Here is a 25,165-nt window from a genome sequence, read left to right on the forward strand (position 1 = left end):
TCTCTGGGACTGATTAATAACCGAATATTTTGTGAACATCACAGTATCAATTATCAAAATCTATTCAAATTCTCTTATAATTTAGTTGATTACAGCTTCTTCCATATTTATATCGAAGAAGAATTGGGAGGGAAAAAGTGTGGATTATCAGAAAAAACCTTGGTTAAAATTTTATGATCCTAGAATCAATGAACTTGTTTCAATTGAGTATGATTCGTTATTTGACCTACTGAAGCAGGCATCAAACATTTATAACGAAAAACCTGCATTAACTTTCTTGGGAAGGTCCTGGAGCTATAAAGAATCAAGAATGATTTCTGAGTGGTTGGCTGCCTCGTTTTATCGGGTAGGATTTAAAAAGGGAGATCGAATTTCGATTATGCTCCCGAACTGTCCTCACTACATATTTACCCTTTTTGCGAGTTTCCGATTAGGAGGCATCTCTGTTCAAGTTAATCCGATGTATGTAGAAAGAGAAATCGAATATGTTTTAAAAGATTCTGAAGCTGAATATATGGTTGTGTTTGAGGCACTTTATCCTAGGGTTAAGCAGGTTCAGCCAAAAACCTCATTGAAAAAAATAATTGTTGTAGGGTTTGGCGGTAATAGAATTCAGTTAGCTGACGGTGATTGTTATTTTGAAGACTTTTTAACCCATGATAATGTCATTCCCGAGATTCCAATCGACATAAAAGAGGATGTGGCCATTTTACAATACACTGGTGGTACAACCGGTGTATCTAAGGGGGTTATGCTTACTCACCATAATTTATTAGCTAATATTATTCAGGTATGTGATTTTACGTATAATGCTGTTGATGAAAAACCAGAAAACTTTAAAATCATCAGTGTCCTTCCAATGTTTCATGTATATGGTTTATCTTGCAATGCTCTCTCTGCCATAAGAATTGGCTGCAACCAATTGATTTTACCTCGATTTGACGTAAACGAGTTATTAGAGCTCATTAAACGAGAAAAGCCATTCCAGCTGACAGCGGTACCAACGATGATATTTGCACTAAATAGTCATCCCAATTTAGAGGAAAGTAATATTGGCGATATTTATTATTTAGGAAGCGGCGGTGCCCCTCTGCCGATCGAGCAAGTAAAAATGTTTGAAAAAAGAGTAGGTGCAAGATTAGTAGATGGCTACGGACTTTCTGAAACCTCGCCATCGGCCATTTCCACGCCTCCGTTCCTTCCGAGAAAATTAGGGAGTGTCGGGATACCGTTGCCAGGCACAGAAGCGAGAATTGTAAAGGAAACGGAATCTGGTTTTGTTAATGTCCCTATTGGAGAAGTTGGTGAACTTATTCTCCGCGGTCCGCAAGTAATGAAAGGATATTGGAAACGTCCAAGTGATACCGAAATGGTCTTGAAAGATGGATGGCTATTTACAGGTGATATTGCCAAAATGGATGAAGATGGATATTTCTATATCCTAGACCGTAAAAAAGATATTATTATTGCTAGCGGTTATAACGTATATCCACGTGAAATTGAGGAAGTGCTATATCAGCATGAAGCGGTCGAGGAGGCCATTGTTGTGGGCATTTCGGATACTTACAGAGGAGAAACCGTCAAGGCGTTTATAAAATTAAAACCAGATGCTTCTATAACACCGGATAAAATAATTGAATATGCGAAATTAAACCTTGCTCCTTATAAGGTACCTAAAGAAATTGAAATACTCGATGATCTGCCTAAATCCTCTGTAGGTAAGTTGTTAAGAAGAATGCTCCGCAAAGAGGAAGAAAAAGCTCAAGTATAGTTTAATTAGGTACATAAATCCAATATACCTCAAGATGAATGGGTGCAGTTCCCATTTAAACAGACTTCAATATAATAGACCCCATAGAAATTCACCAAGATTTCAAACAAATTTAAAATCTAGGTTGTGTTAAAAGCATTTTTATCACCGTTGATTGGAGCGGAAGGCGAAGCGCCTGGAGCGCAAATCAACAACAAATTTAAACAGAGCCAAAATCAAGAAAATCTTAAAAGGGTGTGAGAAAGATGGCTTCTAAAAAGGATAACGAAAAAGAATCATTAAAAGAGACTAAAACGAGAAAGAAAAAAGTTAACGAGACAATAGAAACGGTAAAAGAACCAGCCTTTGAAACGGCAGATATTGATAATGCAATATCACTTTCTAGTTTGGACTTGATTTGGAGACATGCATTCCGTGAATTAGATGAATGGGTAAAGCGTGTTGAAAATCGTGATGAAGCCTTCTTAAAAGAGATTATTCAATTATATGAAAGTTTCAAACGGAATCAAGGGAATTTAAAAGCAGTAGCCGAACAATTTACAAGGGAATTTGCTGAATGGGAAAAGACTGCACGGGGTGAATTTTTGATGTCAACTACCGCCCTGCAGCATTTCTTTCCGATTCAGTCATATGAGGATATTAATGCACAAATTGATGAAATTCAAAAAAAAGCAGTTTCGCTTTTAAGCACGCCGTGTCAAACTATCGGGAATTTCCAGGCGATTGAGAAATATCTAGAAATGATTGAACAATATATGGTTTTAAGGAAAAAAGGAAGAATGCAATATATCAAAACTGTGAAACAAGCTGGAAATCTGCTCTATGAAAATCAAAAAGGGTTTGTCAATTTTTTTGCTAGACAAATTAAAGCTCTGATGTTCCCGCTGAATAAATACATGGAAAAACCAGAGGAACTTACAAAATCATAATTCAAGGAGTGCTGCGGCATGTCAAGTGAAAAAATCTTTGATCCATTATTTGGATTCAAGAAGTTGAGTGAAATGTGGGACAAACAAGTAAATGACCTATTATATAAGCTGACAGACAATAAAGAATTTGTTCGCACAGCAAGTTTCGGCCTCAACACCTATTCCTTTTACCTAGAACTAATTAGAAAAAACCAAGAGCTTATTGCGGCTTTAATGAATATCCCGACAAAGAAAGATATCGCTAATGCCGCAAAGCTTTCGATTCAAACGGAAGAAAAAATTGATATATTAGAAGAACAAATTTGGAATTTACAAGACAGTGTTAGCTCCAAAACTAAACAAAATTTAGGAATGTTTGAAGAAGTAGTAAATATCGTCATGCAAATGAAGACTGAATTCCAAAAGATGGCTCACGAGCTGGCAGAAAATCAAAAAATTAAAGATGACCTCCAAGAATTGCGGAAGGAAATAGAGCTGTTAAAGAGAATCAAAATGGATTTAGGTATTATTGAAAAAGATAGGGAAAAGGTGAAAAAAGAATCGGAAAAAAAGCAGGAGAAAGATCTAGTACTTACGGGTGCTAAAATAACTAAATAATATTGAAAGGAGCAATGAAAATAATGAGCACAAAAGCACTGGGAACCAACTTTATTCCACTCTTAAACTTGGAAAAAGAAACGAAACGTTGGAACCAACTTTATAAAATTATGACCAAACCCAAACCAGAGATAATACCCACACCACGTCAATGTGTTTGGAAAAAAAATAAAACAACTTTATGGTATCATCCCGCAAAGGAAAAAAAGCATGCAGTTCCAGTATTTTTAATTTACTCTCTGTTGAATAAGGTGTACATTTTAGACGTTGGTGAAGGTAGCAGCGTTGTCGGCGGTCTTACAGCTCGCGGCTATGATGTCTACCTGTTGGATTGGGGTGCTCCCGGCCTTGAAGATTTCGACATTACTCTCGACAATTATATCATTGATTATTTGGAAAACTCGCTTAAAAGAGCTTTAAGACACTCAGGTGCAAAGGAAATATCACTGGCCGGATACTGCCTAGGCGGAACAATAGCAGCCATCCTGGCTTCAATAACAAAATTGCCAATTAAGAATTTATCACTTGCTGCCGTTCCAATTGATTTCAGTGTTGGTATCGTTCCTGATAAATGGCTCGAGGGGCTGCAAAAAGGAGAGCTAAGTTTTGACCGCTTTGCTGACGCCCATGAGACAATTCCATCTGAATTTCTGTATTTAATGTTTAGGATGTTATCACCAAGTTATGGAAGTCCTAAAATGAACCTGATCAGCCGGGCACATGATGACAAATATGTTGAAAAATGGCGCAGAATGGATAAATGGACAAAGGATACTGCTTCGTTTGCAGGTGCAGCATTCAAGCAGTTGTTCAATGACCTCTATAAGGATAATAAACTCTTAAAGGGAGAATTGGTGATTGGCAGCAGGAAAGTAGATTTAAAGAATATTAGGTGCCCGCTTTTCATCTTTTCTTGTTCACGCGATACACTTGTCTTAGAGCAGCAAAGCCTTCCAGTAATGGACCTTGTTTCAAGTGAGGATAAAACTTATGAGGTTTATGAAGGTGGACATGTTTCACTAGCATTGACAGGAATGTTCGCTGAAATTTGGGACAAATGGCTTTCGGCTCGTTCACAGGAAATTCAAGAGGTACTTGTATAATTTTTATATTTTACGAATAAATTATAAGCGGGAAAGGAATTTTATCCTACCCGCTTATCTTTTTTAAGCAGCATGGTTTTGCTGGGTAAGGAAATTCCTAAGAAGACTATTAAACCGGTTCTTTACTTCCAGTTTAGCAAGATGACCGGTATTCCTCATTATGATAAACTTAGAATGAGGAATTAACTTATGCATACATGCTTGAATCCAAACAGGTAAAACGGAATCAAATTGAGAGCCGATAATTAGGGTGGGTACCTGTATCTTAGGTAACAAGGAAAGATTATTTACTTCGAAACAGGTCTTCAAAGAATCAATGAAAATCTGATGTTTTGGCCGGAAAATGTGGCTGAAATTTTCCATAATACCTTGATTCCAAGAGTAAAGGGCCATATGTGCTAAATATTCAATTTGACTGCCTGATGAGGATAGGGATTCAAACTTTGCTTTCCGATTTTCAAATAATATGCTTTTAAGTTTTTTAGGGAAATAATGGAATGTGCTTATCAACACGAGAGAACGGACTAGGGAGGGTTCCTGGCGGTAGATTTCCTGTGCAACTGCTCCACCCATTGATAGACCAAGAATGTGGGCGTTTTCAATTTCTAATTCTTTAAGTAAGCCAATGACGTCAGCAGCAAAATTTTGAATAGTAATTCCCTCTGTTTTGGTACATTCTCCATGGCCGCGTAAGTCTGGAATAATCAACTCAAATTGGTCGGCTAGTTCAAATTGATTATGCCATCCTTCTTTAACTTCACCCAGACCATGAATCAGGACCAATGGTTGCCCGCTGCCAAAATGCATATATGGAACACCAGATTTACTAAATTTTGCTTCTTCCATTTTACACCACCTTATCATTTTTAATAAGTTTATAACCCTGTTTAGTAAATTGTAAACAATTAAATTCAAGTTTTAATAATATTTATTTACAAGATTGACAAAATATTACTTATAGGTGTAAAATACACATAGGTGAGGTGATAAAGATATGGTAAACCAAGATAAACAAACTGTTAATCCATCAAAAAACTTTGTTATGCCATTTATTTTATTGCTTCTTAGCAAGGTTTCTCTTCACGGGTATGAACTAAGCCAGAAGCTAGAGGCATTCGGGTTTAAGACACTTGATCAGGGGAATTTATATAGGCTCCTAAGACAACTGGAAAAGGACGAGCTTGTATCTTCAGAATGGGATACAACAGGAACAGGTCCTGCTAAGAGAAGATATTCAATAACAAAAGCTGGTGTTACATACTTAAAAGGCTATGCGAATCAGTTAGAAACATATCAATCGCTTTTGGATCAATTTTTCAAAATGTATACCAGTTTCTTTGAGCTCTATCTCCCTTCGTTTCAAAAGAAGGATCCAATAGAGAAAGAAAATAATAGCAGGAGGAGGAAGAACAATGGCACAGAAGAAAAATGAAGCAGCAGCTGTGGAAGAAAAAGAGCTGCCATTAGCAGAGGAATCAGTAGCTTTGGGTTCTTTTGTAAAAACATTTTGGGACCAATATGAGCAGTCTCAGGAACGCGCAGAAAAGGCTCGCGAAAACCGTGAGGATGCCTATATTAATGCATTGAAAGAAGTCATCAAATTCAATAAGCAATACAGAAAATCCATTGCAAAAATGTACGATCAATCAAAAAAGACCAATAAAGAATTGACAACTGAGCTGTTGCATCAAATCAATTCCCGTAAAGAGGCTGTCAAAGAGGAAGCTGTAACCAATAACGACCGTGAAGACTTAAAAGCACAATTGAAAGAGGTTACTGGACAGTTAGAGAAACTCGCGCTAACCCCAATTAAATCTTTCATTTATGTTGTGGACCAATTAGAGGATAATTTAGAAAAAAGTGCTGAAGCTAGTGTCTCATATGCAAGGGAAAGGCGTAATGCGTGGCTCCAAGTTCGAAAGGACTATGTTAAACTTGCAAGAAATACTCATTTTAATCTTGTAGAACGTGGAAAGAATAGTTTTAGAGAACTGGTAAAAACACAGTAAAGTCTTTCAAAAATAAAAGGAGAAGTATCCAACATTGAGACGCAATCATAACTACTTAAAACATTGAAAGCCACAATCTCTAGCCAAATCAAGGGATTGTGGTTTTTTATTTATTTAATAAAATTTGTTAATACCCAAAAATTCCAAGTTGAAATAAAATTGTAATATTAAAAATACTTATTTGCCAAAATATGATGTTATACTTCTAATATAGATGAAATAGGATGATATTGGGTATTATCCATGCTTATAGTCTCACATACATATAGACCAATAGTTAGATTGGATATTACATTACATAGATAATGAGAAACGAAGTAGAAATTGGCAGTTTTTTTCTAGTCTTCAAAGATAAATTTCTATAACACTAGATATTTTGAATCTTTTTTAGAGGGCAGGGGAACAGATTTGCATAAAAAACTAATGCCATTTAGTGCTGCGCTAATTTTTTTACTTGGTAGCTTTAGTGTAATGCCGGGGTCGGATGTTAAGGCAGAGGGGATAAATAGTATTCAGAATCAAAGATCAGGAATCCAAAATGAACTGAACAAAACGAATGAGGAAATTACTAAGGTTCAAGATGAACTTACAAAGCTGACAGAACAAATCGAAAGAGTTGATCAGGCAATTATTGATAATAATAATATGATCGTCCAGACCGAAGCAAAAGTAATCGCTTCAAAGAAGGAAGTAGAAGAGTTAGTGAAAGAGGTTTCTAGCATAAAAGGAAGAATAGACAAACGTAATGAAATAATAAAAAAGCGAGCCCTCTCTTTTCAAGAAAGTGGTGGAAAGGTAAGTTACATAGATGTGTTCCTAGGTTCCTCGAGTTTCAGGGATTTTGTAGACAGATTGGGAGCAGTGGCAACCATTGTGGAAGCAGATCAAGATCTTGTTAGGCAGCATAAAGAGGATCAGATTGATGTCGAAAGGAAACAATTGACTGTAGAAGAGAAACTTGCTGACCTAAATAGTTTAAAAACCGAGCTTGAGGGTATGCAGGCCCTTATTTTAGAACAAAAACAGCAGAATGACGCTTTAAAGGAAGAGCTAAAATTAAAGGAACAGGAAAAACTCAATGAAAAGGCAAATTTGCAGCAACAGGATAGTAATTTAGCTGTAAAAGAAACTGACTTATTGGCAACGGGATCCTTTTCTTCTGATCCTTCAAGTGTGAATTTTTCAATACCAATATCACCAAATGAAGCAATCAATATAGTTATCCATGCCGGAGAAAAATATATTGGAAACTCAGTTTATGTTTTTGGAGGCGGCAGGAATGCGGCCGATATAGCCAATGGCAGATTCGATTGCTCTGCATTTGTATCTTGGGCATTTGCTCAGGCAGGGATTAAAGTAGGCGCACACACAGATATTTTAAAAAATACAGGTACAAGAGTTCCGTATAGTGATGCACGCCCCGGGGACATGGTATTTTTTGATACTTATAAAATTGACGGCCATGTTGGCATTTATCTTGGTGACGGAAAATTTATTGGTTCACAAAGTTCTACCGGTATTGCTATTGCTGATTTGAGTTCAGGGTACTACGCAAAGAAATTTAATGGACGTGTAATGAGAGTTATTAATGACTAAATCAAAGAAAAGAAGCGATCCATAAATGGCATCGCTTCTTTATTATGGCTGTTTTAAGCTTAGTAGCCCTTCAAGTACGGTTTGCACTTGGATTAGTTCTGCTTCGGCTTTTGGCTCTAACTCGACTTGACCTCCTTCATCGTTGCTTAACTTAAATTGAGGTAGGTTTGAGTTTCCTGTAGTAATTTTATGTGACAATAATTTAACATTTTTGAGTCCGATATTTCCGTTATCAGGAAGATAATTCTCAGTAAATACAGCGTTTGTAACACTTACGCTAAGATTATCAAAATGAACTGTTTCATTTAGAGTCATGTCAAGCGTTACAATCCCATTTGGAGTTTTAACTAATTTTTTAATGGTTAAGCCTTCTGCTGTAAGATTTTTGAATTTTATTTCGAGCATTGGCAGATCCTTTTGTTGGGATGTATCACCAGCTATCATCGATGGGACACTCATAGTACCATCCATTTGTGTTGCTTCAATAATAAATCCAATAATCGTTGAATTACTGGCAAAACTGACCTTATTAGGAATCAAGAGCCCGCCAATTATTAGGAAAAATATGATTACAAACTTATAAGCATTACTTCTACATGTCAATGACATCACCATTCTTATCTAATCCGTTGGATGCACTATTGTTCTGAAATTGTTTCTTTACCCGAAGCAACCTCTACTTCGGCAAATTTATTTTCATTTGGCTGATGGATTGCCTCACTAGTCCCAAGCTCAGGCTTCCAGGCTATAAGCATTGAACCGCCAACAATGCCAAGAATTGTTCCAAGTAATAAACCGCCCAATGCCCCCAAAATCGATAAAACAGAAGAGAAAATCGCTAAAACTCCGAGAAGTGTTGAAAGTTTTGGCATAATATGCCCTAGCACCCCTAATAACAATGTTAGGCCCCCTAAGAAGAAGCCTGCAAACAAAATATTTCCTGGGGTTGCAGCTAGTTCATAAAGTTGTGCTGGAACATATAAAATGATTATTCCTGAAAGGATGCACAAGGTTGCCCCCCAAAAAGGGCGCCTTGATCTCCATTTTTTAAACCTCTCGCGTTTTGAATAAGTAGAGTTCATTTTTTATCATCCTTACTCAAATTTTCTATGTTGATATTTTTTTAGTTGCTTGGAATTTCAAAATACACCTTCATATTGGATAAAGAAACTTTATCCTGCCATAAATACAAGGTTTTCAATTCACCATTATTAATAGTAATGGTGTTCGCGCTTTGAGTGAAGCCTGTGGCGGCTTGTGTTATAGGGTCTTTATCTGCAACATAAGTTTCTTTCATTTTCATATTTGTAAATTCAGCATCTCCGCCATCAATTAAATAATGAGGAAGTTAAAGTAATCGCTGAGAAAATTACCAATATCCCAGTTCTTAATGAAAGTATTGTTAAACTTAAATCACAAGGGCACGAAATGAAAAATTTCCAGCCAATTTATATACCTGTTGCCGAAAAAGATCTCCCTGAAAAATATGTAAAGAAGTTTGAACTGTCTTCCTTAATTATTGTTCCTATCTATGTTCCGGAGGAAGGAAAAATAATTGGAGGGGTTGTATTAGACCAAGGTCCAGGAAATCATTTTACGGTAGATACAAGTCTTTATCCAGCATTAATGAAATTTGGTCAAAGCTCTGGTGAATTGTTATCTAAATTTATCCAAGCCGAAATTAAACAACCAAATTTATCTGAAAAAAGTTCGGTTACCTTGTCTCCGAGAGAAACGGAAATTATTAAGCTTTTGGCAGATGGTGCTTCAACAGCAGAGGCAGCCTTAAAGCTTTATTTGAGCGCATTTACAGTAAGAGACTATATTTCAAATATTATGAAAAGGCTAAATGCACAAAATAGGACTGAAGTTGCGGTGAAAGCGATTCGAATGGGTTAATTGAATAATATTCTTCTTGCTATCAAGTTGGAAAATGAGTAAAATAGGAAAGTTCATTGAAATAATTATTTTGGAACAAATAGTTAGGAGATTTCACTACATGGATTTACTTATGATCTTAAAAGCAATTATTTTAGGGCTGGTGGAAGGAGTAACTGAATTTGCTCCTGTTTCGTCAACAGGCCATATGATTATTGTCGATGATATGTGGCTAAAGTCAGAAGCGTTTTTAACAAAGCACGGCGCTAATACCTTTAAGGTAGTTATTCAACTTGGTTCGATATTAGCAGTTGTGGTTACCTTTAAAGACCGATTTATTGAAATGTTAGGATTAGGGAGATTTATTAAGCATAAAAATCCAAGTCAAGGACGGCTTAAATTATCTCAGGTTATAGTAGGGTTAATTCCTGCAGGTGTTCTAGGGGTTTTGTTTAATGATTATATCGACGAACACCTATTCTCTACTAAAACTGTTTTAATTGGCCTCGTAATTGGCGCTGTGTTTATGATCCTTGCTGATATTATCGGACCGAAGAAGCCTAAAACGCAAACTGTAGATCAAATCACATATGGACAGGCAATAGCAGTTGGTATTTTTCAATGCTTCTCTTTATGGCCGGGATTCTCACGTTCAGGATCCACTATATCAGGTGGTGTACTTTTGGGAATGAGCCACCGCGCTGCTGCTGATTTTACCTTTATCATGGCAGTGCCGATTATGGCAGGTGCAAGTTTCCTTTCCTTACTGAAAAACTGGCAATATATGACGATGGATACTCTGCCGTTTTTTATTGCTGGATTCATAAGTGCTTTTATATTTGCCTTACTATCGATTCGATTTTTCTTAAAACTTATTAATAAAATAAAGCTTTTGCCATTCGCAATTTACAGAATTGTATTAGCACTCATTATTTATATTGTTTTCTTTTAAAAAATTTGGCAGCATCCGTAATGGAGCTGCCTTTTCTTTTTAAATGTAATCAGGGTAATCACTTACAATCCCATTAATATCAAAATGTCTTAACAGTTTTACATCGCTTTTCTTTTTAACAGTCCAAATAATTGTTTTAAATCCATGGCGTTGAATTCTTTTTAATAGACGCTTGTTTAGCATGGTAATTTTTGGATTTACATAGGAAACAAAACTGGAAAAACCAATTAATTCATTTGTTGAGAGTCCATTTACAACTGTATTTTTAATCAAAACACCAATTGGCACTGAAGGCAGCAAATGATGGATACGTTTTAACGAAATTTTGTCAAACGATTGAATAATAATTTGTTGTTTATTTTCTTCAGAAGCAAGCCCTCTTTTTATCAGTTCATTTGCTACTTTTTCTTCGATTTGAGGATATAATGAAGGTTTCTTTAATTCAATGAGCAATCCTGTAACACCAGCGTATTTATCTAAGAATTCACTGAAGGTTGGAACCTTTTCACCTGCAAAGCGCGGATGAAACCAACTGCCAGCATCCAGCTCATGTATTTCCTTTAAAGTTAAATCTTTTACTTTCCCTTTGCCATTTGTAGTCCTGTTTACTGTCGGATCATGAATGATGATCAATTCTCCATCCTTTGTCATCTGTATATCAATTTCAAGGAAATCGACACCTAGTTCTAAAGCTTTGTTAAAAGAGGAAAAGGTATTTTCAGGACAGTACCCAGCTGCACCTCGATGACCAATTTTTAATGGGGCTTGACCTTGGGGGCGCTTAGTTAAACGATTGATTAGGCGAAATGAAGTCAAAAAAATCAACATGAAAATGGTTACAACATTTCTCAAGTTTTTGCTCCAATCCATAATTAGTTGTGAACATATTAAGGAAAACCGCTTTATTTGTCAAATTTGAATATTATTTCAGGACAAATACCCAATTATTTTGATTAGAATGGGCTTATTCTTTTTTTTCAATTCTGGGTTATATGGATAAGTGTCTATCGCACATTTTTATCTAGGTGAATAGGATATATGGAATTAAGAAAAGGAGGTAATGTAAATGTCTGGTGCAGCAGGTGGATACGGCGGCGGATTTGCCCTACTAGTCGTTTTATTTATTTTGTTAATTATAATTGGGGCTTCTTGGGGTTACGGAGGATTCTATTAATAGAAAATGGGAGGTAATATAATGTTTGGATATGGCTATGGAGGTTACGGCTATGGCGGCTGTGGCTTTGGATATGGCGGCGGTTTCGCGTTAATCGTTGTTTTATTCATCCTTTTAATCATTGTAGGTGCGGCTTGCTTTAGATGGTAATAGAGGACTTTGTACTAACCCGTTTGATTTAATCAAACGGGTTTTCTTTTGCAACTTGAGAGAACTTTTTCCATTTTTTGAACTCTTCAATCTCTGTTCCTAACTTTTTTATGGTGTAGCCAATTACTGCAGCATCATCCATAATTCCAAGACCAACAATAAAATCTGGGACCAAATCAATTGGTGAAATAAAATATAGGATGGCCCCTAAACAAGTCAAAATAGTAGCATTAGATATATTTTTGTAGTCACCTTTTGAATAGGCTTTTATCATTTCAATCAGTAATTGCAGCTTCTCCCACGCTTCACCAAGGTTTCCTTTCCGTTGATTGGCTTTTTTTATTGCTTTGTTCAAAAGCCCCTCCGTTTTTTCTGGTTTGTTCAAATATTCTTCTGCTTCGATCCGATATTTATTCTGCTCTAATTCCAATGCTTCTTTTTTCCCGAACATACTTTTCACTTCCTTTAAGGAGTTTCCCCCATTAGTTTGCCTCCAAAATAAAAAAACATTATTCATAATGAAATTGAAAAAACAGGTGCATCACCGCACCTGTTTTCAATCTTATGCTAATACTACGTTTTCAGTGTGATGGTTTGAATGGTTTCCAACAATTTCTTCTACCTCAAAGCCATCTAATGTTTCTTTTTTTAATAAGGCATTGACTAATATCTGATACTGATATTGATGGCCATTTATTAAGCTTTCAGCTTTTTCTAAGCCTTTTTCAAACAGTTCTTGCATTTTAGCTTCTTTATCCTGTTTATTAAAGGTTAAGGTAAATCCGTTCTGGAGCATACCAGTATCGACCATTTGCTCAATAATCTGTTTTGCCTGATGAACATCACCACTAACGCCAATACTATGTTCACCAAGAAACATTCTTTCTGCTACCCCGCCAGCTAAAATCATAGCTACGCGGTCTAATAAGTCACTCGTTGTTGATAAATGAAGCTCTTTTGGAATTGGCGCGACATATCCAAGAGCCTCTCCGCGAGGAATAATCGTCGCTTTTCTTACAGAACCCGGCTTTGTTAATGAGGCAACTATAGCATGTCCTGCTTCGTGAATCGCAACTCGCCGTTTTGTATCTAGATCTTGTAAAGAGCGGGACGTGCTTCCTAAAATGGTTCGGTCAAGTGCATAATCCAGATCACCCTTTTGAATCATATCTTGACCGTTTCGCACTGCCCGTCTGCTGGCAGTTTCAAACAAAGATTGAAGTTCTGCTCCAGAAAAGCCGGATGTACTTTCCGCTAATTCATCCAGTGAAGCAAGGATATCTTCTGCAAGCGCTTTTCCTTTCGTATGAATATTAATGATTTCTCTTCTTCCTTTCGTATCAGGGAGCGAAACATGAAAGGAGAAATCAATTCGGCCAGGACGCAGGAAGGCTTCATCAAGCATATCCTTTCTGTTGGTAGCAGCAATAAATAAAATCCCATCATTGGAATGACCGCCATCAAGCTGAACAAGAAGTTCAGTAAGTGTTTTTTCTGCTTCCTCACCGCCATGTGCTTTACGTTTGCCGGCAAGTGCATCCACTTCGTCAATGAAAATAACAGCTGGACTTTGTTTTCTTGCTGTTTGGAATAAGGAACGAACTCGGCTTGCACCAACACCAACAAACAATTCATTAAAGGCAGAGCCGCTTGCAGAAAAAAATGAAGCATTTAATTCACGGGCAATCGCCTGAGCAAGCAGAGTTTTACCTGTACCTGGAGGTCCGTATAAAAGGATGCCTTTTGGCGGTTTAATTCCTAATTTAATAGCACGCTCAGGTTCTTTTAAGGTTGTGAGCGTCTGAAGAATCTCTTCCTTCATTTCCTCGCCAAGACCGCCTATATCTTCTAGAGTAATAGATGGCAAAGGTCTTGACTTGGCAACACTGTTTTTCATGGAGTTTGTAAGACCAAATCCGCCTTTTGCTTTTTGCAAAGTAAAAGCTGCACCTGCTAATAGTAAAACAACTCCGCCCATAATCCATTTTCCGTAGCGGCTGCTAGTTGAATAGGAGTATTTAATATTATATTTTTCAACAAGTTTGTCGACCATTTGACTATTTGGCGGAACATGGGAAACAAATTCCGCTTCCCCAGCTTTAATATATATGCTGCCATCTGCTTGTTCCGTTAGGGAAACTGTTTTTCCCTTTTGTGCTTGAATCGTTTTTTCTACAGATGAAAATGGGATAGACACTTCATTTTTCGTGCTTTGGACAAACCAAATAATGCCGGAAATAACTATAATAAACGCTGCGAACAACGGAATGAACTTAGAAACTTTTCTTTTGCTTTCATTCATTAACCCTCATCTCCTTTAACAGAGTACTTCTCTATTATAAAGGTATTTCCAGAAAAATGGATGTGGAAATCGGTGGGAAAAAACACACCAGCCATTATTATTAAATGACTGGTGTGTTATGGATGTTATGATAATAAACGGAGATGAGGGAGTATCGGCATTAAAACGCTTTGGGCAAGTACTCCGATACTAACGCCGACACTGGATGCTTTGCTCCATTTGAAAACATGAACTTTTTCGTCTTTTCCTTCATACAAAAATAATAGCTGATCGCCTTCTTCAACAATCCCAATTTTTTTATAAGACACCTTATTTTGCTCAAGGACAATTGCAAAAGCCTTTGTCATTAAATCTAAGGTTGGCTGGTCAATCTTCGTGATATCCATAATGCCTCCTAAGCTATTTTTATCTAATTAAAAGAACATAATTACATTATAGTCTTTTCGGTTATTCGATAAAAGAAATACTTCATGTACTAAATTGAATTATTGCAAAGGTAACGATTTCTCTGATAAGATTGAAGTTATGGACAAAAATTTTCATTGTCAAAAGAGAGGAAGACAAGATGGGTAACAATTTTAAACAAGAAGTATTGTCACGCCGGACATTTGCGATTATCTCCCACCCAGATGCCGGAAAAACAACACTAACGGAAAAGTTATTATTATTTGGCGGAGCGATTCGTGATGCAGGGACTGTAAAGGCGAAGAAAACAGGGAAATTTGCAACAAGTGACTGGATGGAAATTGAAAAGCAGCGGGGAATTTCCGTCACCTCCAGTGTGATGCAATTTGATTATAACGGATTCCGCGTTAATATTTTGGATACACCAGGACACCAAGATTTCAGTGAAGATACGTACAGAACTTTAATGGCTGTTGATAGTGCAGTAATGATTGTCGACTCAGCAAAAGGGATTGAGGAACAAACACTCAAGCTTTTTAAAGTGTGCCGTATGCGAGGCATACCGATTTTTACATTTATGAATAAACTAGACCGGCAAGGGAAAGCACCGCTTGAATTGCTGGCCGAACTTGAAGAGGTTCTCGGAATAGAGTCCTATCCTATGAACTGGCCTATTGGCATGGGGAAAGAATTCCTCGGTATTTATGACCGTTTTAATAATCGTGTTGAGCAATTCCGGGTAAGTGAAGAAGAACGATTTATCCCTTTAAATGATGAGGGTGAAATTGAAGGCGATCATCCAATAAAAAGCTCAGGTCTTTATGATCAAACATTAGATGAGATTATGCTCTTGAATGAAGCTGGGAATGACTTTTCGGCGGACAAAGTAGCAGCAGGTACGTTAACACCTGTTTTCTTTGGAAGTGCGTTAACGAATTTTGGAGTTCAGACCTTCCTGGAGTCCTACCTAAAGTTTGCTCCACCTCCGAAGGCTAGAAATTCATCTGCTGGTGAAATCGATCCATTGGGAGAACAGTTTTCTGGCTTTGTTTTTAAAATTCAAGCCAATATGAATCCTGCCCATCGGGACCGAATTGCATTTATTCGCGTTTGTTCAGGAAAATTTGAACGCGGGATGACGGTTAATATACCAAGATTAGGTAAACAATTAAAGCTTTCCCAATCCACTTCGTTTATGGCAGAAGAACGAAATACGGTAGACGAAGCAGTCAGCGGCGATATTATCGGTCTGTATGACACCGGTACTTACCAAATTGGTGATACCCTTACCACTGGTAAAGACGATTTTCAATATGAAAGATTGCCTCAGTTTACTCCGGAATTATACGTGAAGGTTTCTGCTAAGAACGTCATGAAGCAAAAATCCTTCTATAAAGGAATACAACAGCTCGTTCAAGAAGGTGCTATTCAGCTGTTTAAATCCGTAAGGATGGAGGAGTATTTATTAGGGGCAGTTGGCCAGCTTCAGTTTGAAGTATTTGAACATAGGATGAGAAATGAATATAATGCTGAGGTTTTAATGGAGCGTATCGGTTCTAAGATTGCTCGTTGGGTGGAAAATAATGAAGTAGATGAAAACCTTTCAAGTTCGCGAAGCCTGCTGGTTAAGGACCGTTACGATCATTATGTGTTTTTATTCGAAAACGATTTTGCCCTCAGATGGTTCCAAGAAAAAAATCCAAATGTTAAGCTTTATAATCCAATGGATCAACATGAATAAACGACAAAGGCGGGAAATATCCCGCCGTTTTTACTCTGTCGAATATTATGAAAATTCAAACTAATTACCTATAGACGGAGCTTTTTGGAAGAATTTACAATAAAAATAATTATCGATAATTTTCTAGGGGGAGATAAATTGGAAAAAGGGTATTTTTTCACGGGTTTTCCAGGCTTCATTTGTAATCAACTAATTCGGGAAGTATGGAAGAAAAACAATTTACAGGGGCAGGTTTTCGCACTAGTGCTGCCTGGTATGGCCGATAAAGCAGAAACTGAACGAAAAACGATTCTATCAGAACTTGGACTTCCAGATACTTCTTTCACAATAATCGAGGGAGACATTACAAGACCTGAATTGTTGAATAATCCTGAAGAACTGGTAAATTTAAAGGAAAAGATAACCCATGTTTTCCATTTAGCTGCTATTTATGACCTGGCAGTTCCACGAGATATTGCTTATAAAGTAAACGTTTACGGGACAGCAAATGTTAATGAATGGATAAGAGGGCTGCTTAATCTAGAAAGATATACCTATTTTAGTACTGCCTATGTCGTTGGAGTACGAGAGGGTACTCTGTATGAAACGGAACTAATCAGGCCTGCACGCTTTAAAAATCATTATGAAGAAACGAAATTTGAAGCTGAAGTATTGGTAGAAGGAATAAAAAAAGATGTACCAGTCACAATTATCCGCCCGGGTATTGTCAAAGGTCATTCTCATACGGGGGAGACAATTAAATTTGACGGACCTTATTTTATCATGAACTTTTTAGAGCGGTTAAAATTTTTACCTATTATCCCGCGCTTAGGAAAAGGTGAAGCATTTGTCAATCTTGTCCCTGTCGACTATATTATACAAGCAACTGCGTATCTCAGCTTCTTAGAAAAGGCTGCGGGTAAAACATATCATTTAACGGATCCCAGACCTTATCGTGCATCAGAGTTATATGAAATTATTATGCAAGAACTTCTGAATAAAAAGCCAAAAGGATCGATCCCTTTAACTCTTGGTAAATGGTTACTATCTATAAAACCATTAAGGAAATATCTTGGTGTAGAAAAAGAAGCTTTAGATTATTTTACTTGGATGGGCAATTTTGATAACACCCAAGCACAAAATGATTTAAAGGATTCCGGAATCATATGCCCCGATTTTAGAGAAGGAATTAAACCAATGGCAAGCTTTTATTTAAGGCAAAAAGATAACCCAAGCTATCATATAAATATCTTATAAAAAGGGTGAAGGTTCATGGATGTGGCTCATGAAAAACTAAAAGTTATTGCCCCTGCAACAGGTAAGCAAATAGGAGAGATTGAGGAAACTCCTGCAAGTCAAGTAGGCTTTATTTATCATAAAGGGCGGACTGCTTTTCAATTATGGAGTAAGCTGCAAATAGGGGAACGGCTAAAGTATTTAAAAAAACTGAAAGAAATAATGGTTGAAGAGATGGAAGTAGTGGCAGACATTATTGCTGCTGATTCCGGTAAGGTTGTAACGGAGGCTCTTATCGCAGATATTATGCCAACTTTGGATAGCATTGATCATATTTGCAAGCATGCAGAAAATATCTTAAATCGAAAGAAAGTCACAACTCCGATATTATTAATTGGCAAAAGGTCCTATATTGAATATATGCCACGAGGAATCGTACTCGTGATTTCACCATGGAATTATCCTTTACAGCTTGCGATGGTACCCATGATTAGTGCACTTGCATCAGGGAATACAGTGATATTAAAACCATCAGAAGTTACTCCGCTGGTAGGGAAATGCATTGAGGATTTATTTCGTAAAGCCGGATTTCCAGAGGGAGTCGTCCAAGTAGCTCATGGGGGAAAAGAGGTTGGATCGGCATTTACAAAAGGCAGGCCGGATTATATCTTTTTTACGGGATCTGTCAGAACGGGAAAAATCATTCAGGAAGTTGCCGCCAAGGAATTGATTCCAACGACTCTTGAACTTGGCGGCAAGGATCCGATGATAGTATTTAAGGACGCTCATTTGGAGAGAGCAGCAAAAGGGGCTGTATGGGCTGCTTTTACCAATAGCGGTCAAGTTTGTATGAGTGCAGAAAGATTATATGTAGAAAAAGAGGTATATTCGAAATTCATTTCTTTATTGAAAAAGGAAATTTCAGCACTTCGACAAGGAACGGATCGAAATGCAGATGTAGGCTCAATGACGTTTCCGGCACAAGTTCAAATTGTAAAGGATCAGCTGGAGGATGCCCTGGGCAATGGGGCTGTCCTGGAAACTGGAGTCCCTCCTGAGGAATGGCAAAATGGGATGTTCTTGCCATTGACGGTGGTAACACACGTCAATCACCAGATGAAAATTATTCAAGAAGAGTCGTTTGGACCTATTCTCCCTATCATTCCTTTTGAAACAGAGGAAGAGGCAATTAGGCTTTCAAACGATACAGTTTACGGATTAAATGCAAGCGTTTGGACAAGAGATATTCAAAAAGCACGCAGAGTAGCCTCGAAGCTTATTTCGGGGGCAGTGGTAATAAATGATGCCATCATTTCAGTTGCCAATCATGGTCTCCCGTTTGGAGGTACAAAGCAAAGCGGCATAGGCAGATATCATGGAGATGCTGGTTTGAGAATCTTTTGCCATGAAAAATCAATTGTTGAGGACCATGGACGGAAGAAGAGTGAAATTCATTGGTACCCCTATGAAGACAAGTACCCAATGTTTCTCACTCTTTTTAAGAGTTATTTTAAAGCCAAACGAAATTGGCTGCAATTTGCCAAAAGTTATTTAAGTATTTTAAAAAAAAGTTAAACTTGGGAAATTTCAATGGTCAACCGTTATTTTAGCACTAGACTGGATAAGCTAAATTAAAGTGTTAGGAATTTTAAATTATGTCTAGAAGAAGCGGGATCGTACCATGAAAAAGATGAATAAATTGGAAACAGTGTTATGGAATATTGCTTTCCCAGGATTTAGCCAGCTGTTAATGGGACAGTATATTAAAGGAATATTGTTTGTTGCGTTAGAATTTATCATGAATGTGAATAGCCATTTTAATCAAGCCATTATGTTCAGTTTCTTAGGCGAAATAGAAAAAGCTGAGTCGGTCACCAATTATCAATGGCTCATGTTTTACCCATGTGTTTATATGTTTTCCCTGTGGGATGGCTATCGTTCGGCCATGCCTGAAAATGAGAAACACTCCTATTTACCGTTTGTATTCGGTGCCTATTTTGTTACTGTTGGATTGATGTTATCCCCAAAAATCTCAATATTTCAAGTGCATCCTGGACCCGTTTTTTTACCCATGTTATTTTTAATCCCAGGGCTGCTAATTGGCTTCTTAATAAAATTTTTGTTCGCTATTAAATTCCATAAGCAATAAAAAGCTTCAAATCATGTATTGGTTTGATGCTTTTTTATTGGGAAAAAAAATTTTCCTATAACCCCCAGAAACACCTTCATATGCAACGTAACTATTTAATGAAAATAGCGATCGCAAATTTTTATTAAATAATAAACAGGAAAAGATAGCCGTTCTTGGGGTATATCTTTTTCGAAAATGCTTTGCCCACATAAAGTCCAAAGTAACATTCATATGTTATAATTGGTCGAATAGAGGTGAGCAAATGCTAAGTTTATTGTTTATGACCAAAAAGAAAAAAAGAACGTTAGAAGAAACGGTCGCCTTAATTCAACAAGGTGATAAATCTTTAATTAATGAAATAATCGATGCCTATAAACCTTTTATTGCAAAAACAGTATCTTCCGTATGCAGACGATATATATATGAATCCGATGATGAATTTAGTATTGGTCTTATTGCATTTAATGAAGCAATTGAAAAATATTCACCCGATCGTGGAAGCTCGCTATTAAGCTTTTCTGAAGTCATAATCAAAAGAAGAGTCATTGATTATATCCGTAAACAGACTAAAAACCAACATATTAGTTTTGACTTAACTAATGCATCAAATGAAGAAGAGTCACCTGGTACTGTGATTGTAAATGAACTTTCTCTTGATGATTTTCATAAAAAAAATGATGAACAGCTCAGGAAAGATGAAATTATACAATTTCAAACCTTATTAACGACATTTGATTTAAGTTTCAGCGATTTGGTTGAGAATTCTCCAAAGCATGCCGATGCGCGGAAAAACGCCATTTATGCAGCGAAAATGCTGATTGAGAATCAGGAAATGAAGGATTTGTTATTTGAAAAAAAACGTCTTCCTATTAAGCAACTGGAAAAATTGGTAAATGTCAGCAGAAAGACGATTGAACGAAATCGAAAATACATTATTGCGATTGCTCTGATTTTATCGAGTGATTATGTTTATTTAAAAGATTATTTAAAGGGGGTGCTAGAGGAATGAAAAAGGGAATTGTAATGAAAATTGATAACGGATTTCTAACACTTTTAACCCCTGAAGGTGAATTTTTGCGTGCCCGAAAGCAAGACCAGTCATATTCAATCGGGGAGGAAATACATTTTTTTCCCATTGAAAGTAGTAGAACTAATCAATCATTTCATGGAGTAAAAAATTTTTTAAGACAAAAATCTGTATGGGCTGCAGCAATGGCGTTCGTTATTATCCTTGGTGGGACAATTATCCCAATGTACCAAAATAATAAAGCTTATGCTTATATGTCTATAGATGTAAATCCGAGCATTGAGCTTGGTGTCAATAAAAAAATGCAGGTTGTTAAATTAACTGGATTTAATAAAGAAGGAAAAAAGGTTATTTCAGAGCTGGAAGATTGGAAAAAACAAAATGTTTCTGACTTAACTGAAGCAATTCTAGCCGAAATGAAAAACGAAGGATACTTGAATCATAATGAAAACATTATCCTCTCAACTGTACGGACCAAACAACTGGAAAAGGATGCAGAGGAAAAACTTCAAAAAAATATCAAGGAAATTAAATCAACTGTTAAAAGACAACAATATAAGCTAAAGGTTCTTACAGGAACAAAAGAAGATTGGGAAAAAGCACATAATCAAGGATTAACAACAGGGAAAAGCTTGACCAACAAAGTCAAAGAAAAAGCGAAAGCAAATGTAATTAATAAAGAAATTAATAAATCTGTCCCTCCAACGCAGTCAGAAAAAACAGAAAAAACAGAGCCGTCTGGTCAAATGAAAAAGCAAACCGAAAATACTATAATTGATAACAAGGGTACAGAAAATAAAAATAATCGGGTTGGCGGTAACTCAATTCCTCCTGGACAATTAAAAAAGATAGAAGAGGAAAAAATAAAGCAGAATTACGGGCAGACAAGAAAACAATCGGTTCAAAAGGAAAACCCGTCTCAAAAAAATAAAATCAAAAATAATGAAAAAAAGAATGAAAATGCCAAAGTTCACCTTAATGTAAATTTAGATGATCAAAATGGTAATCTTGATGTAAATTTAAAAGATCATAAAGTAAATCTTGAAGTAAATTTAAATGGCTTGATTAAATAAATAAAAGTCCGGGTGAAACCCGGACTTTTTTCCATGGTATGAAATTATTGGTTTGTTAAATTACCTGATAATTGGGCCTGAGCTTGTTGAACAAGTCTTTTTGTAATTTCGCCGCCAACAGAACCATTGGCTCTTGAAACTGTATCTGAACCTAAATGAACTCCAAATTCCTGGGCAATTTCATATTTGACCTGATCCAAGTACTGCTCAATTCCGGGTACTAATAATTTATTGCTGCTATTAGCCATCTCATTCAACTCCTTTTTTCTCCAGAGATTTTATCTCTGTAGCAATATTATTTATTTGCTTCCTTGTTTTCATGAGTGGTAATGTTTTTCGGGTATGGAATACTTGTTAATTTTAATCATTTATTGCTTCTAATAAAAGGTCAACAATATGGATTCCTCTCATCTTAACCGAGAGTCCTTCACGTTCGATTCCAAGCTTCATTTGTAATAAGCAGCCAGGGTTTGCAGTGACAATTGATGCGGCCTGAGTATTTTTCGCTTGAATCATTTTATTATCCAGCATCTTCATTGACATTTCCGATTCGATTATATTATAAATTCCAGCAGACCCACAGCAGCGATCCGCATCTTTCATTTCCACATATTCAACCCCTTTTATGGACTTTAACAGTCTTCTAGGGGCAGAAGCGGTTTTCATGACATTTCTCAGGTGACATGAATCTTGGTAGGTAATAACTTGCTTAGGAAGTTCTAATTTTACTTTTTGATGAAAACCAACCGACACTAAAATTTCTGATATGTCTTGAATTTTTTCGACGAATATTTTTGCACGGGCACTCCATTCAGGATCATCCTTTAATAAATGATCATAGTCAATTAAGAAGGCACCGCATCCGCCAGCATTTGTAATAATATAGTCAACATTCAATTCTTCAAATGCTTTAATATTTCTTTTGGCTAAATCCTTTGCAGATTGTTTTTCTCCGCTATGTCCATGAAGGGCACCACAGCAGGTTTGATTTAGAGGGATGACAATTTCGCATCCCGCTATTTGTAATAATTTGCATGTAGCATCATTTGTTTTCATAAACATTGTATCCATTAAGCAGCCGCTAAAGAATGCCACGCGATGCTTTTGTGTACCGATTGAGGGCAAGTAGTCTGGACGATTTTTCATTTCCTTCATCGTCGGCACTTTCGGGAGCACCTTTTCCATTGTTACTAAATTTTCCGGCAATAATCCTAAAAAGCCAATTTTTCTGGCAATCGTTTGAATACCGGAGCGTTGATAAAATCCAATTAAGCCAGCTAAATTTTTCATTCGATTTGGATGAGGAAACAAGCTTTCAAATACCGTTTTTCGGACTATTCTAGCTGGCATGGAAAATTTTTTGTTTTGATTGATGATATCCCGTGCATCTTCTAATAAATGTCCATATTTTACACCGGAAGGACAAACTGGTTCGCAGGCTCTACAGCCGAGGCAGAGTTCGAGTGAGCGTTCAAAGTCCTCATCCGGTTCAATTAATCCATCTACAACAGCTTTCATTAAGGCAATTCTTCCCCTTGGTGAGTGAGATTCTTTATAGCCAGATTCTATATAGGTCGGGCATGAAGGTAAGCAAAATCCACACCGCATACAATTTAGTAGCTCATCTTCATTCATTTGATCCTTAAATTTTTCTTGAAGGATTTCTTTTTCTTTCACTGTTGTCATTTCCCAACCACCACGCGCTTCCTGCTGTCTTTTGCAAAAACTTTGCCAGGATTCATAATATTATTAGGATCCAATGCTTGTTTGATTGCTTTCATGACAGCAATTCCTTCTTTACCAAGTTTTAGTTCAAGGTATGGCGCCTTCATGACACCAACACCATGTTCACCCGTAATGGTGCCGCCAAATTCGATAGCCTTTTCAAATATTTCAGCAAAAGCCATTTCTACTCTTTCCATTTCCTCATGATTGCGGGAATCTGTTGGGCAGGTTGGATGGAGGTTTCCATCACCAGCATGTCCAAAAGTACATATATCGAGCTGATATTTTTGGGCAATTTCATTTATGGCGTTTACCATTTTCGCTATTTCTGACCTTGGAACGGTTGCATCCTCAAGAATCGTTGTCGGTTTTAAACGGGCTAAAGCGGATAGGGCAGTACGTCGTGCTGTTCGTAACGCTTCCGCTTCTACTTCAGTTGCCGCTACTTGTACAGAGACTGCTTTTTCCTGTTTACAAATCTCAGCCATTCTTTCTAAATCTCGGTTTACTACTTCAGGTGGGCCGTCCTGCTCAATTAATAAAACAGCTTGCACATCTGTCGGCAGGCCGATTTGCGCAAATGCTTCAACTACCTTTAAAGTGGGCTGATCCAGAAACTCAAGTGTTGTCGGGATAATTTTATTAGCGATAATTTTCGAAACTGATTTGGCTGCAGCTTCAAGATCCTGATATAAGGCCAGCATGGTTTTTTTAGTTTCCGGCATGGGAATAAGCTTTAAAGTCGCTTCTGTAATAATGCCAAGAGTCCCTTCAGATCCAACCATGAGACGAGTAAGGTCATAACCTGCTACATCCTTAGCCAGTTTTCCGCCTGTGCGAATAATATCACCGTTAGGAACAACAACTTCCAGTCCAATAACATAATCCCGTGTGACTCCATATTTAAGTCCACGGAGCCCGCCTGAGTTCTCGTTGATATTGCCGCCAATCGTGGAAATCTTCATGGAGCCTGGGTCTGGTGGAAAAAAAAGACCTTTTGCTTCTACAGCATTAGTCATTTCAAGGGTAATAACTCCTGGTTGAACCGTTACAGTTAAGTTATCTTCATCAATTTCTAAAATATTGTTCATATGTTTAAAAAGAATTACGATTCCACCTTCTGTTGGGCATGTACCTCCACAAAGATTAGTACCTGATCCTCGCGGGACAATGGGGATTTTATACTCATTACAGATTTTTATGATTTCAGCTACCTCTTGACTATTTCTTGGACTAACAACCGCATCGGGAAGGGATTGAAAGTTGGGCGTTGAATCATAGGAGTAGGAAAGTCTTTCAACCTTGCTGTCATCAAAGTTTTCACTGGTTACAACAGAGACTATTTTTTCTTTTACAATACTCGAAAGCATAATGTTCCTCCTTTTAA

Annotated in this window: 28 protein-coding genes; 17 read left to right on the top strand and 11 right to left on the bottom strand. The window is 37.0% G+C overall.

Annotated elements, in window-relative coordinates:
• Positions 1–139: 139 nt before the first annotated feature.
• From LC455_RS24970 to LC455_RS24985, 4 genes are all read left to right on the top strand, one after another.
• Positions 140–1,771, top strand: coding sequence for a long-chain-fatty-acid--CoA ligase (locus LC455_RS24970; RefSeq protein ID WP_223595063.1), 1,632 nt, complete (start codon positions 140–142; stop codon positions 1,769–1,771).
• A 245-nt stretch (positions 1,772–2,016) separates the two neighbouring features.
• Positions 2,017–2,700: a hypothetical protein gene (locus LC455_RS24975; protein ID WP_223595064.1), complete on the top strand. Its 684-nt coding sequence runs from the start codon at positions 2,017–2,019 to the stop codon at positions 2,698–2,700.
• 18 nt (positions 2,701–2,718) lie between these two features.
• Positions 2,719–3,297, top strand: a complete 579-nt coding sequence (locus LC455_RS24980; protein WP_223595065.1) for a polyhydroxyalkanoate biosynthesis repressor PhaR — start codon at positions 2,719–2,721, stop codon at positions 3,295–3,297.
• A 23-nt stretch (positions 3,298–3,320) separates the two neighbouring features.
• Positions 3,321–4,400, top strand: a complete 1,080-nt coding sequence (locus tag LC455_RS24985; RefSeq protein WP_223595066.1) for an alpha/beta fold hydrolase — start codon at positions 3,321–3,323, stop codon at positions 4,398–4,400.
• 63 nt (positions 4,401–4,463) lie between these two features.
• On the opposite strand, the gene LC455_RS24990 is transcribed toward LC455_RS24985, so the two are convergent.
• Positions 4,464–5,246, bottom strand: a complete 783-nt coding sequence (locus LC455_RS24990; protein WP_223595068.1) for an alpha/beta fold hydrolase — start codon at positions 5,244–5,246, stop codon at positions 4,464–4,466.
• A 148-nt stretch (positions 5,247–5,394) separates the two neighbouring features.
• Between LC455_RS24990 and phaQ the strand changes: the two genes are divergently transcribed.
• From phaQ to LC455_RS25005, 3 genes are all read left to right on the top strand, one after another.
• Positions 5,395–5,832 (top strand): poly-beta-hydroxybutyrate-responsive repressor, encoded by a 438-nt coding sequence (gene phaQ, locus LC455_RS24995; RefSeq protein WP_223595070.1) that lies wholly within the window; start codon positions 5,395–5,397, stop codon positions 5,830–5,832.
• Positions 5,813–6,409: a hypothetical protein gene (locus tag LC455_RS25000; protein ID WP_223595071.1), complete on the top strand. Its 597-nt coding sequence runs from the start codon at positions 5,813–5,815 to the stop codon at positions 6,407–6,409. Before phaQ ends, LC455_RS25000 begins: the two co-directional genes overlap by 20 nt.
• Positions 6,410–6,817: 408 nt before the next feature.
• The gene (locus tag LC455_RS25005; RefSeq protein WP_223595073.1) at positions 6,818–8,005 is read left to right on the top strand and encodes a coiled-coil domain-containing protein; all 1,188 of its coding nucleotides are present in this window, start codon (positions 6,818–6,820) and stop codon (positions 8,003–8,005) included.
• Positions 8,006–8,047: 42 nt separating this feature from the next.
• On the opposite strand, the gene LC455_RS25010 is transcribed toward LC455_RS25005, so the two are convergent.
• From LC455_RS25010 to LC455_RS25020, 3 genes are read right to left on the bottom strand one after another with little or no spacing between them, the layout of a single operon-like run.
• Positions 8,048–8,608 carry a hypothetical protein gene (locus tag LC455_RS25010; RefSeq protein ID WP_223595074.1) on the bottom strand — a complete coding sequence of 187 codons (561 nt, stop codon included), beginning with the start codon at positions 8,606–8,608 and terminating at the stop codon, positions 8,048–8,050.
• Between the two features lie 35 nt (positions 8,609–8,643).
• Positions 8,644–9,087 carry a DUF6114 domain-containing protein gene (locus LC455_RS25015; RefSeq protein WP_223595076.1) on the bottom strand — a complete coding sequence of 148 codons (444 nt, stop codon included), beginning with the start codon at positions 9,085–9,087 and terminating at the stop codon, positions 8,644–8,646.
• 41 nt (positions 9,088–9,128) lie between these two features.
• The gene (locus LC455_RS25020; protein ID WP_223595078.1) at positions 9,129–9,308 is read right to left on the bottom strand and encodes a hypothetical protein; all 180 of its coding nucleotides are present in this window, start codon (positions 9,306–9,308) and stop codon (positions 9,129–9,131) included.
• A 125-nt stretch (positions 9,309–9,433) separates the two neighbouring features.
• On the opposite strand from LC455_RS25020, the gene LC455_RS25025 reads away from it, so the two are divergent.
• Positions 9,434–9,904, top strand: coding sequence for a response regulator transcription factor (locus tag LC455_RS25025; protein ID WP_223595080.1), 471 nt, complete (start codon positions 9,434–9,436; stop codon positions 9,902–9,904).
• A gap of 100 nt (positions 9,905–10,004) precedes the next feature.
• Positions 10,005–10,835: an undecaprenyl-diphosphate phosphatase gene (locus tag LC455_RS25030; RefSeq protein ID WP_223595082.1), complete on the top strand. Its 831-nt coding sequence runs from the start codon at positions 10,005–10,007 to the stop codon at positions 10,833–10,835.
• A 39-nt stretch (positions 10,836–10,874) separates the two neighbouring features.
• On the opposite strand, the gene LC455_RS25035 is transcribed toward LC455_RS25030, so the two are convergent.
• A complete protein-coding gene (locus LC455_RS25035) occupies positions 10,875–11,687 on the bottom strand; it encodes a glycerophosphodiester phosphodiesterase (RefSeq protein WP_223595084.1) in 813 nt (270 codons plus the stop codon).
• Between the two features lie 214 nt (positions 11,688–11,901).
• Between LC455_RS25035 and LC455_RS25040 the strand changes: the two genes are divergently transcribed.
• Together LC455_RS25040 and LC455_RS25045 are read left to right on the top strand one after the other, a co-directional pair.
• On the top strand, positions 11,902–12,009 hold the full coding sequence (locus tag LC455_RS25040) for a YjcZ family sporulation protein (RefSeq protein WP_223595085.1): 108 nt from the start codon (positions 11,902–11,904) through the stop codon (positions 12,007–12,009).
• 6 nt (positions 12,010–12,015) lie between these two features.
• Positions 12,016–12,159, top strand: coding sequence for a YjcZ family sporulation protein (locus tag LC455_RS25045; protein WP_440446426.1), 144 nt, complete (start codon positions 12,016–12,018; stop codon positions 12,157–12,159).
• A 28-nt stretch (positions 12,160–12,187) separates the two neighbouring features.
• On the opposite strand, the gene LC455_RS25050 is transcribed toward LC455_RS25045, so the two are convergent.
• The 3 genes from LC455_RS25050 to LC455_RS25060 form a co-directional block, all read right to left on the bottom strand.
• Positions 12,188–12,610: a YkvA family protein gene (locus LC455_RS25050; RefSeq protein WP_223595087.1), complete on the bottom strand. Its 423-nt coding sequence runs from the start codon at positions 12,608–12,610 to the stop codon at positions 12,188–12,190.
• Positions 12,611–12,721: 111 nt separating this feature from the next.
• Positions 12,722–14,461 (bottom strand): AAA family ATPase, encoded by a 1,740-nt coding sequence (locus tag LC455_RS25055; protein ID WP_223595088.1) that lies wholly within the window; start codon positions 14,459–14,461, stop codon positions 12,722–12,724.
• A gap of 125 nt (positions 14,462–14,586) precedes the next feature.
• Entirely contained in the window at positions 14,587–14,847 is a 261-nt protein-coding gene (locus LC455_RS25060) for a hypothetical protein (protein ID WP_223595089.1), read from the bottom strand.
• Between the two features lie 179 nt (positions 14,848–15,026).
• Between LC455_RS25060 and LC455_RS25065 the strand changes: the two genes are divergently transcribed.
• The 6 genes from LC455_RS25065 (at position 15,027) to LC455_RS25090 (ending at position 22,053) form a co-directional block, all read left to right on the top strand.
• Complete coding sequence (locus LC455_RS25065; RefSeq protein ID WP_223595090.1) at positions 15,027–16,607, top strand: peptide chain release factor 3; 1,581 nt, start codon at positions 15,027–15,029, stop codon at positions 16,605–16,607.
• Between the two features lie 138 nt (positions 16,608–16,745).
• Entirely contained in the window at positions 16,746–17,843 is a 1,098-nt protein-coding gene (locus LC455_RS25070) for an SDR family oxidoreductase (protein ID WP_223595091.1), read from the top strand.
• Positions 17,844–17,858: 15 nt separating this feature from the next.
• Entirely contained in the window at positions 17,859–19,397 is a 1,539-nt protein-coding gene (locus LC455_RS25075) for an aldehyde dehydrogenase family protein (RefSeq protein WP_223595093.1), read from the top strand.
• 106 nt (positions 19,398–19,503) lie between these two features.
• A complete protein-coding gene (locus LC455_RS25080; RefSeq protein ID WP_223595094.1) occupies positions 19,504–19,971 on the top strand; it encodes a hypothetical protein in 468 nt (155 codons plus the stop codon).
• Positions 19,972–20,215: 244 nt separating this feature from the next.
• On the top strand, positions 20,216–20,962 hold the full coding sequence (gene sigI / locus LC455_RS25085; RefSeq protein ID WP_223595096.1) for an RNA polymerase sigma factor SigI: 747 nt from the start codon (positions 20,216–20,218) through the stop codon (positions 20,960–20,962).
• Positions 20,959–22,053 (top strand): anti-sigma factor domain-containing protein, encoded by a 1,095-nt coding sequence (locus LC455_RS25090; protein WP_223595098.1) that lies wholly within the window; start codon positions 20,959–20,961, stop codon positions 22,051–22,053. The genes sigI and LC455_RS25090 overlap by 4 nt, the downstream gene beginning before the upstream one ends.
• 44 nt (positions 22,054–22,097) lie before the next feature.
• Here LC455_RS25090 and LC455_RS25095 read toward each other — a convergent pair whose 3' ends face one another.
• The 3 genes from LC455_RS25095 to glcD form a co-directional block, all read right to left on the bottom strand.
• A complete protein-coding gene (locus LC455_RS25095; RefSeq protein WP_223595099.1) occupies positions 22,098–22,301 on the bottom strand; it encodes an alpha/beta-type small acid-soluble spore protein in 204 nt (67 codons plus the stop codon).
• 112 nt (positions 22,302–22,413) lie between these two features.
• Complete coding sequence (locus tag LC455_RS25100) at positions 22,414–23,739, bottom strand: (Fe-S)-binding protein (protein WP_223595101.1); 1,326 nt, start codon at positions 23,737–23,739, stop codon at positions 22,414–22,416.
• A complete protein-coding gene (glcD, locus tag LC455_RS25105; RefSeq protein ID WP_223595102.1) occupies positions 23,736–25,148 on the bottom strand; it encodes a glycolate oxidase subunit GlcD in 1,413 nt (470 codons plus the stop codon). Before glcD ends, LC455_RS25100 begins: the two co-directional genes overlap by 4 nt.
• Positions 25,149–25,165: the final 17 nt, after the last annotated feature.

The sequence above is a fragment of the Neobacillus bataviensis genome, assembly GCF_019969725.1.

Excerpts from the sequence above, each read along its gene's own strand:
- LC455_RS25100 (WP_223595101.1), bottom strand. The coding sequence starts at position 23,739 with ATGACAACAGTGAAAGAAAAAGAAATCCTTCAAGAAAAATTTAAGGAT.
- LC455_RS24985 (WP_223595066.1), top strand. The coding sequence starts at position 3,321 with ATGAGCACAAAAGCACTGGGAACCAACTTTATTCCACTCTTAAACTTG.
- LC455_RS25015 (WP_223595076.1), bottom strand. The coding sequence starts at position 9,087 with ATGAACTCTACTTATTCAAAACGCGAGAGGTTTAAAAAATGGAGATCA.
- LC455_RS25075 (WP_223595093.1), top strand. The coding sequence starts at position 17,859 with ATGGATGTGGCTCATGAAAAACTAAAAGTTATTGCCCCTGCAACAGGT.
- LC455_RS25000 (WP_223595071.1), top strand. The coding sequence starts at position 5,813 with ATGGCACAGAAGAAAAATGAAGCAGCAGCTGTGGAAGAAAAAGAGCTG.
- LC455_RS24980 (WP_223595065.1), top strand. The coding sequence starts at position 2,719 with ATGTCAAGTGAAAAAATCTTTGATCCATTATTTGGATTCAAGAAGTTG.
- LC455_RS25030 (WP_223595082.1), top strand. The coding sequence starts at position 10,005 with ATGGATTTACTTATGATCTTAAAAGCAATTATTTTAGGGCTGGTGGAA.
- phaQ (WP_223595070.1), top strand. The coding sequence starts at position 5,395 with ATGGTAAACCAAGATAAACAAACTGTTAATCCATCAAAAAACTTTGTT.
- LC455_RS25090 (WP_223595098.1), top strand. The coding sequence starts at position 20,959 with ATGAAAAAGGGAATTGTAATGAAAATTGATAACGGATTTCTAACACTT.
- LC455_RS25045 (WP_440446426.1), top strand. The coding sequence starts at position 12,016 with ATGGGAGGTAATATAATGTTTGGATATGGCTATGGAGGTTACGGCTAT.
- LC455_RS24975 (WP_223595064.1), top strand. The coding sequence starts at position 2,017 with ATGGCTTCTAAAAAGGATAACGAAAAAGAATCATTAAAAGAGACTAAA.
- LC455_RS25080 (WP_223595094.1), top strand. The coding sequence starts at position 19,504 with ATGAAAAAGATGAATAAATTGGAAACAGTGTTATGGAATATTGCTTTC.
- LC455_RS25050 (WP_223595087.1), bottom strand. The coding sequence starts at position 12,610 with ATGTTCGGGAAAAAAGAAGCATTGGAATTAGAGCAGAATAAATATCGG.
- sigI (WP_223595096.1), top strand. The coding sequence starts at position 20,216 with ATGCTAAGTTTATTGTTTATGACCAAAAAGAAAAAAAGAACGTTAGAA.
- LC455_RS25025 (WP_223595080.1), top strand. The coding sequence starts at position 9,434 with ATGAAAAATTTCCAGCCAATTTATATACCTGTTGCCGAAAAAGATCTC.
- LC455_RS25095 (WP_223595099.1), bottom strand. The coding sequence starts at position 22,301 with ATGGCTAATAGCAGCAATAAATTATTAGTACCCGGAATTGAGCAGTAC.
- glcD (WP_223595102.1), bottom strand. The coding sequence starts at position 25,148 with ATGCTTTCGAGTATTGTAAAAGAAAAAATAGTCTCTGTTGTAACCAGT.
- LC455_RS25055 (WP_223595088.1), bottom strand. The coding sequence starts at position 14,461 with ATGAATGAAAGCAAAAGAAAAGTTTCTAAGTTCATTCCGTTGTTCGCA.
- LC455_RS25060 (WP_223595089.1), bottom strand. The coding sequence starts at position 14,847 with ATGGATATCACGAAGATTGACCAGCCAACCTTAGATTTAATGACAAAG.
- LC455_RS25065 (WP_223595090.1), top strand. The coding sequence starts at position 15,027 with ATGGGTAACAATTTTAAACAAGAAGTATTGTCACGCCGGACATTTGCG.
- LC455_RS25040 (WP_223595085.1), top strand. The coding sequence starts at position 11,902 with ATGTCTGGTGCAGCAGGTGGATACGGCGGCGGATTTGCCCTACTAGTC.
- LC455_RS24990 (WP_223595068.1), bottom strand. The coding sequence starts at position 5,246 with ATGGAAGAAGCAAAATTTAGTAAATCTGGTGTTCCATATATGCATTTT.
- LC455_RS25020 (WP_223595078.1), bottom strand. The coding sequence starts at position 9,308 with ATGAAAATGAAAGAAACTTATGTTGCAGATAAAGACCCTATAACACAA.